Origin of the sequence: Streptomyces sp. NBC_00203 (genome assembly GCF_045206325.1) — a bacterium.
Lineage (GTDB): Bacteria > Actinomycetota > Actinomycetes > Streptomycetales > Streptomycetaceae > Streptomyces > Streptomyces lutosisoli.
This window is the reverse complement of the sequence record NZ_CP108126.1, coordinates 9,353,554-9,366,900: the sequence shown is the minus strand read 5'-3', so window position 1 is coordinate 9,366,900 and position 13,347 is coordinate 9,353,554. Positions and strand designations below refer to the sequence as shown.

Annotated in this window: 14 protein-coding genes; 10 read left to right on the top strand and 4 right to left on the bottom strand. The window is 71.2% G+C overall.

The features are described from left to right. Positions 1-10: 10 nt before the first annotated feature. Complete coding sequence (gene ligD, locus OG975_RS41470) at positions 11-1,027, bottom strand: non-homologous end-joining DNA ligase (protein WP_406334764.1); 1,017 nt, start codon at positions 1,025-1,027, stop codon at positions 11-13. Positions 1,028-1,101: 74 nt separating this feature from the next. Here ligD and OG975_RS41465 point away from each other — a divergent pair, with 74 nt between their 5' ends. Together OG975_RS41465 and OG975_RS41460 are read left to right on the top strand one after the other, a co-directional pair. After that, positions 1,102-2,172, top strand: a complete 1,071-nt coding sequence (locus tag OG975_RS41465; protein WP_406334763.1) for an ATP-dependent DNA ligase — start codon at positions 1,102-1,104, stop codon at positions 2,170-2,172. Positions 2,173-2,349: 177 nt separating this feature from the next. Continuing rightward, the gene (locus OG975_RS41460) at positions 2,350-3,351 is read left to right on the top strand and encodes a DUF3048 domain-containing protein (protein WP_406334761.1); all 1,002 of its coding nucleotides are present in this window, start codon (positions 2,350-2,352) and stop codon (positions 3,349-3,351) included. Positions 3,352-3,376: 25 nt separating this feature from the next. Here the strand turns inward: OG975_RS41460 and OG975_RS41455 are convergent, their stop codons facing one another. Together OG975_RS41455 and OG975_RS41450 are read right to left on the bottom strand one after the other, a co-directional pair. Next, a complete protein-coding gene (locus tag OG975_RS41455; protein WP_406334759.1) occupies positions 3,377-3,709 on the bottom strand; it encodes a hypothetical protein in 333 nt (110 codons plus the stop codon). Positions 3,710-3,912: 203 nt separating this feature from the next. After that, positions 3,913-4,671 (bottom strand): IclR family transcriptional regulator, encoded by a 759-nt coding sequence (locus tag OG975_RS41450; RefSeq protein WP_406334758.1) that lies wholly within the window; start codon positions 4,669-4,671, stop codon positions 3,913-3,915. A 129-nt stretch (positions 4,672-4,800) separates the two neighbouring features. Here OG975_RS41450 and OG975_RS41445 point away from each other — a divergent pair, with 129 nt between their 5' ends. After that, positions 4,801-6,126: an MFS transporter gene (locus OG975_RS41445; RefSeq protein ID WP_406334757.1), complete on the top strand. Its 1,326-nt coding sequence runs from the start codon at positions 4,801-4,803 to the stop codon at positions 6,124-6,126. A 21-nt stretch (positions 6,127-6,147) separates the two neighbouring features. On the opposite strand, the gene OG975_RS41440 is transcribed toward OG975_RS41445, so the two are convergent. Further along, positions 6,148-6,612 carry a MarR family winged helix-turn-helix transcriptional regulator gene (locus tag OG975_RS41440; protein WP_406334756.1) on the bottom strand — a complete coding sequence of 155 codons (465 nt, stop codon included), beginning with the start codon at positions 6,610-6,612 and terminating at the stop codon, positions 6,148-6,150. 212 nt (positions 6,613-6,824) lie between these two features. Between OG975_RS41440 and OG975_RS41435 the strand changes: the two genes are divergently transcribed. The 7 genes from OG975_RS41435 to pcaD are packed head-to-tail and all read left to right on the top strand — an operon-like array spanning position 6,825 to position 13,270. Then, on the top strand, positions 6,825-7,607 hold the full coding sequence (locus OG975_RS41435) for a CoA transferase subunit A (protein WP_406334755.1): 783 nt from the start codon (positions 6,825-6,827) through the stop codon (positions 7,605-7,607). Beyond that, positions 7,607-8,263, top strand: coding sequence for a CoA transferase subunit B (locus OG975_RS41430; RefSeq protein ID WP_406334753.1), 657 nt, complete (start codon positions 7,607-7,609; stop codon positions 8,261-8,263). The genes OG975_RS41435 and OG975_RS41430 overlap by 1 nt, the downstream gene beginning before the upstream one ends. After that, on the top strand, positions 8,260-9,462 hold the full coding sequence (locus OG975_RS41425; protein WP_406334751.1) for a thiolase family protein: 1,203 nt from the start codon (positions 8,260-8,262) through the stop codon (positions 9,460-9,462). The genes OG975_RS41430 and OG975_RS41425 overlap by 4 nt, the downstream gene beginning before the upstream one ends. 10 nt (positions 9,463-9,472) lie before the next feature. Then, positions 9,473-10,243, top strand: coding sequence for a protocatechuate 3,4-dioxygenase subunit beta (gene pcaH, locus OG975_RS41420; RefSeq protein ID WP_406334750.1), 771 nt, complete (start codon positions 9,473-9,475; stop codon positions 10,241-10,243). Positions 10,244-10,245: 2 nt separating this feature from the next. Further along, positions 10,246-10,809 carry a protocatechuate 3,4-dioxygenase subunit alpha gene (gene pcaG, locus OG975_RS41415; RefSeq protein WP_369264187.1) on the top strand — a complete coding sequence of 188 codons (564 nt, stop codon included), beginning with the start codon at positions 10,246-10,248 and terminating at the stop codon, positions 10,807-10,809. Beyond that, positions 10,806-12,146: a 3-carboxy-cis,cis-muconate cycloisomerase gene (gene pcaB, locus OG975_RS41410; protein WP_406334749.1), complete on the top strand. Its 1,341-nt coding sequence runs from the start codon at positions 10,806-10,808 to the stop codon at positions 12,144-12,146. The genes pcaG and pcaB overlap by 4 nt, the downstream gene beginning before the upstream one ends. Beyond that, positions 12,143-13,270 carry a 3-oxoadipate enol-lactonase gene (pcaD, locus tag OG975_RS41405; protein ID WP_406334747.1) on the top strand — a complete coding sequence of 376 codons (1,128 nt, stop codon included), beginning with the start codon at positions 12,143-12,145 and terminating at the stop codon, positions 13,268-13,270. The genes pcaB and pcaD overlap by 4 nt, the downstream gene beginning before the upstream one ends. Positions 13,271-13,347: the final 77 nt, after the last annotated feature.

The window sequence follows — 13,347 nt, the reverse complement described above, 5'->3', positions numbered from 1 at the left end:
CGCTCAGCGGCTAGCCGTCCTCATGCTTGGCGCGGCTCGGCTGTACGCGCTTCGGCTCGCCCGGCATCTTCGGGTACTCGGGTGGGTACGGCAGGTCGCCCAGGCCGTGGTCGTGCTCGTCGCGGCTGGCGAGTTCCAGCAGGGCCTCCAGGGAGAAGGCGTGGTCGTCCATGCCGGCGTGCACATCGCCGAGTTCGGCGAAGCGGCCCGGCATGGTCGCCAGGTCGAAGTCACGGGGCTGGGCGTCGTCCACCTCGTCCCAGCGCAGGGGTGCGGAGACGGGGGCGTGCGGGCGGGGGCGTACCGAGTAGGCGGAGGCGATGGTGCGGTCCCGAGCGGTCTGATTGTAGTCGACGAAGATCTTTTCGCCCCTTTCCTCCTTCCACCAGGCGGTAGTGACCTGGTCGGGCATACGGCGCTCCAGTTCGCGCCCGACGGCGATGGCGGCCCGGCGTACCTGGGTGAAGGTCCAGCGCGGCTGGATCGGTACGAAGACGTGCAGGCCGCGCCCGCCGGAGGTCTTGGGCCAGCCGCGCAGATCGCCGTACTCGTGCAGGACCTCGCGCAGTTCGTGGGCGGCGCGCACCGCGTCGGCGTAGTCGGTGCCGGGCTGCGGGTCGAGGTCGATCCGGAGTTCGTCGGGGCGGTCGACGTCGTCGCGGCGGACCGGCCAGGGGTGGAAGGTGAGCGTGCCGAACTGGGCGGCCCACAGGACGGCGGCGGGCTCGGTGGGGCACATCTCGTCGGCGCTGCGGCCGCTGGGGAAGGTGATGTGGGCGGTCGGGATCCAGTCGGGCATGTTCTTCGGGGCCCGCTTCTGGAAGAAGGACTCGCCGGCCACACCGTCCGGGTACCGCTCCAGGGTGGTGGGGCGGTTGCGGAGGGCGCGCAGGATGCCGTCGCCGACGGCGAGGTAGTACTGGGCGAGGTCCAGCTTCGTGAAACCGCGCTCCGGGAAGAAGATCTTGTCCGGGCTGGACAGACGTACGGTCCTCCCGGCTGCCTCGAGTTCCACCGCATCGCCCATGCGAGCCACGGTAGGCGCACCGCGCATGCCTCGCACACCGGGCGGGAGGCCGCGTCACCGCGCAGAATCGGAGCATGGATCTGCCGGTGATGCCGCCCGTGAAGCCGATGCTCGCCAAGTCCGTGGCGAAGATCCCGCCGGACATGCACTACGAGGCGAAGTGGGACGGTTTCCGCGCGATCGTGTTCCGCGACGGCCCCGAGGTCGAGATCGGCAGCCGCACCGGCAAAACGCTCACCAGGTACTTTCCCGAGCTGGTCGAGGCGCTGCGGGAGCGGCTGCCGGAGCGTTGCGTGATGGACGGCGAGATCGTGATCGCCCGGGAGGGACGGCTCGACTTCGACGCGCTCACGGAGCGGATCCACCCGGCGGACTCGCGGGTGCGGATGCTGGCCGAGAAGACCCCCGCCTCCTTCGTGGCCTTCGATCTGCTGGCGCTCGCCGAGGAGTCACTGCTCGACGTCCCGCTGGGTGACCGGCGCGCGCTGCTGGTGATGGCGCTGTCCGGAGTGACGGCACCGCTCCATGTGGCGCCCGCGACCACGGACCGCGAGGTCGCCCAGCAGTGGTTCGAGCAGTACGAGGGCGCGGGCCTCGACGGGGTGATCGCCAAGCCGCTCGCGCTGCCCTATCTGCAGGACGAGCGCGCCATGTTCAAGATCAAGCACGAGCGGACGGCTGACGTCGTCGTCGCCGGTTACCGCTTCCACAAGAGCGGGCCGATCGTCGGTTCCCTGCTGCTGGGCCTGTACGACGACGGGGGCACCCTGCAACACGTGGGCGTGAGCGCCGCGTTCCCGATGAAGCGGCGTGCGGAGCTGGTGGAGGAGTTGGAGCCGCTGCGGTTGGAGGATGCCGGGCAGCACCCTTGGGCGGCCTGGGCGGACGAGGCGGCGCACGAGACGGCGCGGTTGCCGGGGGCGCCCAGCCGGTGGTCGGCGAAGAAGGATCTGTCCTGGGTGCCGGTGCGGCCCGAGCGGGTGGCCGAGGTGGCGTACGACCATATGGAGAACGGTGTGCGGTTCCGCCACACGGCCCGCTTCCGCCGCTGGCGCCCCGATCGCACCGCCGAGAGCTGCACGTACAGCCAGTTGGAGGAGCCAGTGGGGTACGACCTCGCGGAGATCTTCGGACCGCAGGACTGACAGCCAACGACCCGCCCTCCCGCGCTGCCCTCTCCCGCGCTGCCCTCTCCCGCGGAGGCCGCTCGCCCCTCGACCGATCGGCTCGGCTTGCGCACGTAATCAGAATCGAACGGGTATGGCCACCGATAAGGCTATAAGCGCACAATCGATGGCACGGAACGGGGGCGCACGGTGGGCATGCGACAGTTGGCGCGAATGCGGCGCGGCGCGATGACGGCGGCGCTGCTGGCCGCCACTTTGACGGGCTCCTTGATAACGGGCTGCACAGCCGGCGGCGGGAAGGGCGGCGGCACGATCGATGACGGGCGCGGCCAGACCCAAGAGCCGAGCCAAGGGCCGACCGACGGCAGCCACCCCACGGCGAGCGGCGGTTCGGTGCTCGCCGTGAAGATCGACAATGTGCGCGCGGCCCGCCCGCAGACGGGCCTGGACGCGGCCGACGTCGTGTACGCGGAGCAGGTCGAGGGCGGTCTGAGCCGGCTGATGGCGGTCTACGCGAGCAAGTTCCCAAAGGTCGTCGGGCCGGTGCGCAGTGCCCGCGAGTCGGACCTGGAGCTGCTGCGCCAGTTCGACGAGCCGACGCTCGCCTTCTCGGGGGCGCAGCACAAGCTGCTGCCGCTCATCAACAAGTCCCGACTGCATGCACAGCCGCCGGGAAAGGTGTCCGGCGCCTTCTACCGGGGCACGGACAAGCCCGCGCCACACAATCTGTATCTGCGCCCCGGGCAGCTGATGGGTTCCGCACCGGGCAGCGCCGCTCTCACCACCGGGTTCCACTTCGGCGCGGCACCCGCGGGCGGCAGCCCGGAGACCTCACGCACCGTACGCTTCCCGGCGGCCCGCTTCACCTTCACCTGGTCGGACAGCCGGCAGCGCTGGCTGGTGGATATGGACGGTACGCCGACCGTGACGACCGAGGGCACGACGGTGGCTCCGGCGACGGTCGTCGTGCAGTACGTGAAGGTGCACGAGTCCCAGTTCCACGACTTCCTGGGCAACAACACGCCGTACACGGAGACGGTGGGCTCGGGAACGGCGAAGGTGCTGCGCGACGGCCGTGTCTTCACTGCGCACTGGGCGCGTCCCGGGGCGACGGACGGCACGGAGTTCACGACGACGGACGGTGCGCCGATGAACTTCGCGCAGGGACAGGTGTGGGTGGTGTTCGCGAAGGCCTGACCAGTCAGGCCCGCCGGGGGTGGCCTCAGGCGCGGTGCCCGAGTCGGCGCTCGATCGCCGCTCCCGCCTCCCGGCGGGCGGCGGTGAGCGCGCGCCGGGCGTCGTCGGCCGAGTCGAGTCCGACCGCGGCCGCGATGTCCTCCCAGTGGGCGCCCGCGGTGAGCAGCGCCTCGACCGCGGCACCGACGGCGGCCGTCGACGCACGGCGCGCCCGGTCGAGTTCGGCGAGCGTGCCCAGCAGATCGGGGGCCGTCGCGGCGCCGCCGAGACTGTCCTGCGCGGCGTGGCGCGCCTGGTCTGCGGTGACCCACCAGTCTGCGGGGGTGTGCGGGGAACGGGTGCCGAGGGTCTGGCTCACGGTGGGGCCGCCTTCCTTCCCGGGGTGCCGCATGCGGGGTGATACGGCGACCTCAGTGTAGCTCGCGATCCACTGTGCGGTACGAGTGGTCCACTCAGCGGACCTCTTTGCTGCGGACGCGGTGATCATGGCCCTCATAACCCGAGAAGCCCGCCACCCGAGAAGCCCGCCCGCGAACAACACACAAGGCGGCCCGCGAACGCTCACCCCTCGAACGGCAGCCCCGCCTTCGCCAACTCCCCCGCGGCCACCGTCAGTCCCTCCGCGAACCGCCCCACCCGCTCCGCGGTGAACCGGGTGCTCGGCCCGCCGAACGACAGCGCGGCCACCACGGCCCCGCCCCTCCCCCGTACCGGAACAGCCACGGCCGACAGCCCCTCCTCGCGCTCCCCGTGGCTCACGGCGTACCCGTGCTCGCGCGCCTCCGCGATCCAGGAGTGCAGGGTGTCCAGATGGGCGATCCCGTGCGGTGAGGCCTCCGCGACCTTCCGCAGCAGCGCGTCCGGCGCGTCCACCAGCAGGGCCTTTGCCACGCCGCCCGCCCACAGGGGGAGTTCGTCTCCGACGCGGACCACCTGACGGAGCGTCTGCGGCCCTTCCTCCTGGGCGATGCAGACACGGTGGATGTCACGGCGTACGTACAGGTGCACCGTCTCCTTGTGCTCGGCGGCGAGGTCGCGCAGGATCACGCCGGCCGCGGGCGGCAGCCGCCAGGCCTGTTCGGCGAGGCGGGACCAGCGCAGCAGGGCGGGACCCGCGATGTAGCGGCCGTGTTCGTCGACCCACAGCAGGCCGTTCATCCGCAGGGTCCCCAGGAGCCGCAGGACCGTGGTCTTGGGCAGCCCGGAGGCGGTGACGATCTCGCGGATGGACATCGCGGGGCGGCTCTCGTCGAAGAGCCCGAGGATGTCGATCGCCCGCTGGACGGTCCGCATGCCCGCCTGTTCGGACTCGGCTGCCATCTGTTCCTCCTCGACGCCGGACCGCGGTGCGGTCTCCATGACGGCTCTGCACCCGCACGGTACTCCGCGATGGTCCGCTGGGCGGACCTGAGCCATGACCCATACTGGAACGGCCGCAAAGGAGCATCCATGCGCCCTGCCGTCACGCCCTCGTCCGCTCCGGCGGATCGGACGGCCCGCCCCGCGAACAGCAGGGCCCGGTACGGTCTGCTGGTCTCGCTGTTCACGATCACCGCGATCAACTATCTCGACCGTACGAACATGGCGGTCGCCCTCCCCCGCATCACGGACGAGTTCCAGCTGTCCGCCACCGAGGCGGGCCTGATCCTGTCGGCCTTCTCGTGGGTGTACGCGGCGCTCCAGGTGCCCGGCGGCCGGCTGGTCGACAGGATCGGGCCGAAGCTGGCGTTCGGCTACGCGATGATCGGCTGGTCGCTGTGCACCATCGCGTTCTTCTTCGCCCGCTCCTTCGGCGTGGTGATCGGGCTGCGGGTCGGCCTCGGCTTCTTCGAGACGCCGGCGTTCCCCGCCAACAACAGGCTGGTCAGCAACTGGTTCCCGAGCAGGGAGCGCGGCCGGGCCACCGCCTGGTACACGGCGGGTGAGTACGTCGGCCTCGCGGTCGCCGTACCGCTGCTCTCCCTGCTGGCCGTGCGCTTCGGCTGGCCGTCGATCTTCCTGGCGACCGGCGTCGTCGGGCTGCTCTTCTCGGCGGTCTGGTTCAAGCGGGTCCACGACGCCCCGGAGCAGAGCCCTCGGGTGAGCGCCGGGGAACTCGCGTACATCCGCCAGGACGGCGAGGACACCCCCGCCGAGCAGGCGGCCGGGCGCACCGAGACCACCCGGCAGGGGCTGGCGATCCTGGTGCGCAGCCGCCGGATGTGGGGCCTGTACATCGCGCAGTTCGCCAACACGTCGGTGCTGTTCTTCTTCCTGACCTGGTTCCCCAGCTATCTCGTCGACGAGAAGCACATGGACACCATCAAGGCGGGCTTCTGGGGTTCACTGCCCTACCTCTCCGCCATGGTGGGCGTCGTGGTCGCGGGCTGGGGTTCGGACCGGCTGCTGCGCGGCGGCATGTCGCGGACCTGGGCGCGCAAGCTGCCCGTGATGACGGGGCTGTGCCTGGCGCCGGTCATCGTGGCCGCCAACCTCACCGACTCCGTACCGCTGGTCATCTTCTTCATGTCGGCGGCGTTCTTCGCCCAGGGCTTCATGCAGCTGGGCTGGGCGGCGCTGTCCGACATCGCGCCGGTCCGCCTGATGGGCCTGGCGGGCGGCACGTTCAGCTTCGCGGCCAATCTGGGCGGCGCGCTCGCCCCGCTCGTCATCGGCGTGATCATCGATCGTACGGGCTCGATGGCGGGCGGCCTGGTCTACGTCGCCGCGCTCTCGGTGGCCGGATTCCTGGCGTACGCCCTGCTCATCGACAAGGTGGAGCGCCTTGACGCCTGAGACCGGCGCCCGGCCGTGCGCTCAGCGCTGGGCGGTCAGAGGTTCCGTCGGGTTGCGGAGCCCCTCGGCGGCGTCCGAGACACGCTGGATGAGGTCGAAGAACATGGCCTGCTCCTCGGCGGAGAGCGGGGCCAGGAAGACCTGGTTCATCCGCGCGGTGCGCACCGTCAGCTTGCGGTGCGTACGTGTCCCCTCGTCCGTGAGGCGCAGCAGGAAGCGCCGGCCGTCCTGCGGGTCGCGCACCTTGTCGAGCAGACCGCGGCGGTCGAGCCGGCTGATGACCTCGGCGATGGTGGACCGGTCGAGCCCCACCCGCTCCCCCACCGTGCGCTGGTCCAGGCCCGGCTCCGCGACGAGCGCGTTCAGGACCGCGAACTGCGGCGAGGTGATCTCCTCGGAGACCATCGTGTTCCACAGCAGGTAGTGGGCCTGCTGCAGTCGCCGGGCCAGGTGCCCGGGGTGGGCGGAGAGGTCCACCGCGGCCATGTGCGCTCCTGTCGTCATATTCGTTGGTGCACTGAACGATACCCGCCCCCCAGCCGAGCTGTCTCCCCGTATGCCGAGACTCCTACCTGCATATTTCCCCAAGGTCTTGACTGACCAGGCAGCGGATGGCAGCGTGTTTGACACCTCGAATTAATAATCAGTGCCCTGACTAATTGAGGCACTGGGCGCTCGGGAGAGATGGGGCTTCACGGATGGACAAGGTGGTCGCCACAGCCCTGGAGGCGGTGGCCGATGTGCCGGACGGCGCGACACTCGCGGTCGGCGGATTCGGCCTGAGCGGTGTGCCGAACGTGCTGATCGAGGCTCTGTACGAGCGTGGCGTCTCGGGGCTCGGCGTGGTCTCCAACAACTGCGGGGCCATGGAGTCCGGCCTCGCGATCCTGCTCGCGGCCGGGCGGATCGCCCGCGTCACCGGCTCGTACATCGGCGCGAACAAGGAGTTCGCCCGGCAGTACCTGGCCGGTGAGCTGGAGGTCGAGATGATCCCGCAGGGCACGCTCGCCGAGCGGCTGCGCGCGGGCGGCGCCGGGATCCCCGCGTTCTACACCCCGGCCGGGGTCGGCACCCAGGTCGCGGACGGCGGGCTGCCGTGGCGGTACGACGGCCAGGGCGGCGTCTCTCTCGCTTCCCCGCCGAAGGAGGTGCGCGAGTTCGACGGCACGGAGTACGTGCTGGAGCACGGCATCCGCACCGACTTCGCGCTCGTCCGGGCCGCCAAGGGCGACCGGCACGGCAACCTGGTCTTCAACAAGTCCACCCGGAACTTCAACCCGCTGGCCGCGATGGCCGGCCGGGTGACGATCGCCGAGGTGGAGGAGCTCGTGGAGCCGGGCGAGATCGACCCGGACGCGGTGCATCTGCCGGGGATCTTCGTGCAGCGCGTCGTGGCGCTCACCCCGGAGCAGGCGAACGCCAAGATGATCGAGCAGCGGACGGTTTCGGCGCCCGCGGCGGATGGAACGGTGAGCGAGTAATGGCCTGGAGCAGGGAAGAGATGGCCGCCCGCGCCGCGCGCGAGCTTCAGGACGGCCAGTACGTGAACCTCGGTATCGGTCTGCCGACGCTGATCCCCAACTACCTGCCCGCCGACGTCGAGGTGATCCTGGAGTCGGAGAACGGCATCCTCGGCACTGGCCCCTACCCGACCGAGGACCAGGTCGACCCGGACCTCATCAACGCCGGCAAGGAGACCGTCACCGTCCTGCCCGGCGCCTCGTACTTCGACTCGTCGCTGTCCTTCGGGATGATCCGCGGCGGGCACATCGATGTCGCGGTGCTCGGCGCGATGCAGGTGTCCGCTGGTGGCGACCTCGCCAACTGGGCGATCCCCGGCAAGATGATCACCGGCATCGGTGGCGCGATGGACCTCGTGCACGGCGCCCGCACCGTCATCGTCGTGATGACGCACACCGCCAAGGACGGCTCCCCGAAGATCCTTCAGGAGTGCGCGCTGCCGCTCACCGGCAAGGCGTGTGTGAACCGGGTCATCACCGATCTCGGTGTTCTCGACGTCACCGAGGAGGGCCTGGTGCTCGTCGAGACCGCGCCGGGCGTCACCGTCGAGGAGATCATCGCCAAGACCGCGGCCAAGGTCCGCACCGCAGAGGAAACCGAGGAGATCCCGTCGTGAAGGACGTCTACATCGTCGATGCCGTACGGACGCCGATCGGCAAGTACAACGGCTCGCTGGCCGCCGTCCGCCCGGACGACCTCGGCGCCCACGCCATCCGTGAGCTCCTCGCCCGTACGCCGGACCTGGACCCGTCCCGGATCGAGGACGTGTACTTCGGCAACGCCAACGGCGCCGGCGAGGAGAACCGCAACGTGGGCCGCATGGCCGCCCTCCTCGCCGGTCTGCCCACCTCGGTGCCCGGCGTGACCGTCAACCGGCTGTGCGCCTCCGGGCTCGAAGCCGTGATCCAGGCCGCGCGGGCCATCGCGCTCGGCGACGCCTCCATCGCCCTGGCCGGCGGCGTCGAGTCGATGACCCGCGCCCCCTACGTCCTGCCGAAGAGCGACAGGCCCTTCCCGGCCGGACACGCCGAGCTGTACTCCACCACGCTCGGCTGGCGCATGGTCAACCCGAAGATGGACCCGCAGTGGACCGTCCCGCTGGGCGAGTCGGCCGAACTCATCGCCGAGAAGCACAAGATCACCCGTGAGCAGCAGGACGAGTTCGCCCTCGCCAGCCACCGCAAGGCGGCCCAGGCACAGGCGGACGGTCTGTTCGACGGCGAGATCGCGCCCGTCTCCCTTCCGCAGCGCAAGGGCGACCCGGTCGTCTTCGGCGCCGACGAGTGCGTACGAGCCGACGCGTCCCTGGCCGCCATGGCCAGGCTCAAGCCGTCCTTCCGCGAGCAGAACGGCACGGTGACCGCGGGCAACGCCTCCCCGCTCAACGACGGCGCCGCCGCGCTGCTCCTGGTCGACGAGGAGGGCCTGAAGGCCACCGGCCGCGAGCCCCTCGCCCGCGTCAGCGCCTCCGGCGTGTCCGCGATCGACCCGCACTACTTCGGACTCGCCCCCGTCGAGGCCGTCAACCGTGCACTCGCCAAGGCGGGCAAGGGATTTGACGACCTGTCAACGCTGGAACTGAACGAGGCCTTCGCCGCACAGGTCCTCGGCTGCGTCGCCGAATGGCCCGAGTTCGACCCCGCGATCCTCAACCCGCAGGGCGGCGCCATCGCCCTCGGCCACCCCCTCGGCGCGTCCGGCGCCCGGCTCGCCGGAACCGTCGCCCACCAACTCGCCCGCAAGGGCAGTGGAGTTGGTGTCGCCACCCTCTGCATCGGTGTGGGCCAGGGCCTCGCCCTCGTCCTCGAACGATAGGAAGTCGACCATGGCTCTCACTCAGTCGGACATCGACGTCGAGATCAAGGATCTCCAGGACGCGTACGACAAGGCGGTCGCCGGCGGCGCGCCGGTCCAGCACCACCCCGCGCGCGACTACGCCCCGTACCGCAGCTCGCTGCTGCGCCACCCCAAGCAGCCGCTGATCGCCGTGAGCGGCGGCGACCCGGAGACGGTCGAGCTGTCGGGTCCGGTGTTCGGCGTCACCGACATCACCGAGCACGACAACAATCTGACGCTCCAGCACCGGGGCGAGCCGATCGGCGAGCGCATGACCGTCTCCGGCAGGCTGCTCGACCGCGACGGCCGTCCCGTGCGCGGCCAGCTCGTCGAGATCTGGCAGGCCAACGCCGCCGGCCGCTACGCCCATCTGCGCGAACAGCACCCGGCGCCGCTCGACCCCAACTTCACCGGCGTGGGACGGACCCTGACGAACGATCAGGGCCGGTACACGTTCACCACGATCAAGCCGGGCCCGTACCCGTGGGGCAACCACACCAACGCGTGGCGGCCCGCGCACATCCACTTCTCGGTCTTCGGCACGGCGTTCACGCAGCGGCTGATCACGCAGATGTACTTCCCCAGCGACCCGCTGTTCCGGTACGACCCGATTCTGCAGTCCGTGACGGACCAGGCGGCTCGCGACCGGCTGATCGCCACCTACCACCACGACCTCTCCCAGCCCGAGTTCTCGATGGGCTACGAATGGGACATCGTCCTCGACGGTCCCTCCGCCACCTGGATCGAGGAAGGCCGTTGAGCATGACCGAGCGGTTGCTCCCCACCCCGTCCCACACCATCGGCCCCTTCTACGGCCATGCGCTCCCCTTCCCCGGAGGCGCCGAGGTCGCGCCGCAGGGCCGCCCCGACACGATCACCCTGCACGGATACGTGTTCGACGGCGCGGGCACACCGATCCCCGACGCCCTGCTGGACTTCTGGCAGGCGGCGCCCGACGGCTCGCTGAAGGGCGCCCCCGGCTCGATGCGCCGTGACCCGTCGACCGGCGGCTTCATCGGCCGCAACGGCGTCGACTTCACCGGCTTCGGGCGGGTCGCCACCGACGCCGACGGGCACTACGCGCTGCACACCCTGCCGCCGGGCAATGCCGGGCTGCCGTACATCAGCGTGTGTGTGTTCGCGCGCGGTCTGGTGCACCACTTGTTCACCCGCGCGTACCTCGCCGACGGCGCGGACCCGCTGCTCGACTCGCTTCCGGCCGACCGACGCGCCACGCTGATCGCGGCGGAGGGGGCGAACCGCACGTACCGTTTCGACATCCGCCTTCAGGGCGAAGGCGAAACGGTCTTCCTGGAGTTCCAGTGACAGCTGTCGACCCCGTCGGTTGTGACACCGGCCTGCTCGCCCCCGGGTGGGCCGGTTCCCCGGCGTCGTCCGCGACGAGCGACGCCGCGTATCTGCGGGCTCTGCTCGACGCCGAGGCCGCGCTGACCAGCGCCCAGGCGTCGCTGGGGCTGACCCCTGCCGGGGCCGCGTCGGCAGTGACCTCTGCGGCCGACACCGCCGGCTTCGACGTCGCGGCGATCGCGCTGCGTGCGCGAGGCGGCGGCAACCCCGTGATTCCGCTGGTCGCGGATCTGACGGCCGCGGTCGGCACGGAGTACGGCCCGTACGTCCACCGGGGCGCGACGAGCCAGGACATCATGGACTCGGCGGCCATGCTGGTCGCCGCGCGTACGCTCGATCTGGTCCTGGCGGACCTCGACCGCACGGAGCGGGCACTGGCCCGGCTCGCGGCGGACCACCGGGACACGGTGATGCCCGGCCGGACACTGACCCAGCACGCCGTGCCGACGACCTTCGGGCTGAAGGCGGCGGGATGGCGGTCGCTGGTCCTGGACGCCCGGGACCGGGTGTCCGTCGTACGCGACTCGCTGCCCGCCCAACTCGGCGGCGCCGCAGGCACATTGGCGGCCTTCACCGTCTTCGGGGCGACCGACCCCCAGGCCCTGACCGCCGCGTACGCCCGTGAACTGGGCCTCGCCGAGCCGGTGTTGCCCTGGCACACCCTCCGTACACCGATCGCCGACCTGGCCGGAGCACTGGCGTTCACCGCCGGAGCGCTGGGCAGGACCGCCGTCGACGTGCTGACCCTCGCCCGTACCGAGATCGCGGAGGTGGCCGAAGGCTCCGGTGGCGGATCGTCCGCGATGCCGCACAAGGCGAATCCGGTGCGGGCCACCCTCGTGGCCGCCGCGGCCCGGCGGGCGCCACAGCTCGCGGCCACGCTGTACGGAGCGATGGCGGCCGAGGACGAGCGTCCGGCCGGAGCCTGGCACGCCGAGTGGGAGCCGCTGCGCGACCTGCTGAGGCTGGTCGGCGGCGCGGCGCGCGACGCCGCCGAGCTGACGGAGGGCCTTCAGGTGAGCGCGGACACCATGCGTGAACACCTCGGCCTCACCCATGGGCTGATCGTCTCCGAGCGGCTGGCCGCCGAGCTGGCTCCCGTGCTCGGCCGGGCCCGTGCCAAGGAGTTGCTGACGCGGGCCGCGCGGCGCGCCGTCGCCGGGAACCGGCCCCTCGTGGAGGTGCTCGGCGAGGAGCCGGAGCTCAAGGAGCTCGACCTCGCGGACCTCACCGATCCCACCCGCTACACGGGCTCCGCCGGAGTCCTCACCGACCGTGCTCTGGAGCGACGTTGACCCTGAAACTGCTCAATCACCGCGCCGAGGGTCCCGCCACCGCTCCCCCGCTGCTCCTCGGGCCCTCGCTCGGCACTTCGTACGCCCTGTGGGACAAGGTCGCGCCCGAACTGTCCGTCACCCACCAGGTGATCCGCTGGGACCTGCCGGGGCACGGCGGCAGCTCGCCGGACCTGATCGGTCCCGGTGCGACCGTCGCCGACCTCGCCGAGCTGGTGCTCGAACTCGCCGACTACCTGGGCATCGAGCGGTTCGCGTACGCGGGTGTCTCGCTCGGCGGTGCGGTGGGTCTGCATCTCGCCGCGCACCACCCGGAGCGGGTGTCGTCCCTGGCCGTCGTCTGCTCGTCGGCCCACTTCAACGGCTCGAAGCCGTGGGAGGAGCGGGCCGCGCTGGTCCGCCGCGAGGGACTGGCCGCGCTCGCCGAGAACGCGAACGCCCGTTGGTTCACACCCGGTTTCACCGTGCCGCGGCTGATCGAGGACCACCGCAACACGGACCCCGGGGCGTACGCCGCCTGCTGCGAAGCGCTCGCCGCCTTCGACCTCCGGGACCGGCTGTCGTCGATCAGCGCGCCGACCCTGCTGATCGCGGGCCGCGAGGACCCTGCGACGCCGCCCGCGCATCTGCGCGAGATCGCGGACGCGGTGCCCGGCGCCTCGCTCACCGAGATCGCGGGCGCCTCGCACCTGGCGCCGGCGGAGCGCCCGGAGGCCGTACTCGCCGCGCTGCGCGGGCATTTCGACGGGTACGCGCTGCGGGGTATGGAGGTACGCCGTCAGGTGCTGGGCGACGAGCACGTGGACCGCGCGCAGGCTCGCCAGTCCCCCTTCACCGCCCGTTTCCAGGACTTCATCTCGCGCTATGCGTGGGGCGAGATCTGGACGGATCCGACGCTGGCGCGCCGTGAGCGCAGCATGATCACGCTGACGGCGCTGGTGGCGCACGGCCACTACGACGAGCTGGCGATGCACGTCCGCGCGGCGCGGCGCAACGGTCTCACGCCCGAGGAGATCGGCGCGGTGCTGCTGCAGACGGCCGTGTACTGCGGTGTCCCGGCGGCCAATTCGGCCTTTGCGGTGGCCCAGCGGGTGCTGGCCGAGGAGGAGGCGGAGGGCGCCTGACCGCGACCCGGCCCTGACCGTGGTCCGACGGTGAGGGTGACCCTGCCAGAGGTAGTGACAACAGCACCTCGTACGAG

Coding starts and splice junctions, on each gene's coding strand:
- OG975_RS41430 (WP_406334753.1), top strand. CDS start 7,607: ATGGCCTGGAGCAGGGAAGAGATGGCCGCCCGCGCCGCGCGCGAGCTT.
- OG975_RS41460 (WP_406334761.1), top strand. CDS start 2,350: ATGCGACAGTTGGCGCGAATGCGGCGCGGCGCGATGACGGCGGCGCTG.
- OG975_RS41435 (WP_406334755.1), top strand. CDS start 6,825: ATGGACAAGGTGGTCGCCACAGCCCTGGAGGCGGTGGCCGATGTGCCG.
- OG975_RS41450 (WP_406334758.1), bottom strand. CDS start 4,671: ATGGCAGCCGAGTCCGAACAGGCGGGCATGCGGACCGTCCAGCGGGCG.
- OG975_RS41440 (WP_406334756.1), bottom strand. CDS start 6,612: ATGGCCGCGGTGGACCTCTCCGCCCACCCCGGGCACCTGGCCCGGCGA.
- OG975_RS41445 (WP_406334757.1), top strand. CDS start 4,801: ATGCGCCCTGCCGTCACGCCCTCGTCCGCTCCGGCGGATCGGACGGCC.
- pcaH (WP_406334750.1), top strand. CDS start 9,473: ATGGCTCTCACTCAGTCGGACATCGACGTCGAGATCAAGGATCTCCAG.
- OG975_RS41465 (WP_406334763.1), top strand. CDS start 1,102: ATGGATCTGCCGGTGATGCCGCCCGTGAAGCCGATGCTCGCCAAGTCC.
- pcaG (WP_369264187.1), top strand. CDS start 10,246: ATGACCGAGCGGTTGCTCCCCACCCCGTCCCACACCATCGGCCCCTTC.
- ligD (WP_406334764.1), bottom strand. CDS start 1,027: ATGGGCGATGCGGTGGAACTCGAGGCAGCCGGGAGGACCGTACGTCTG.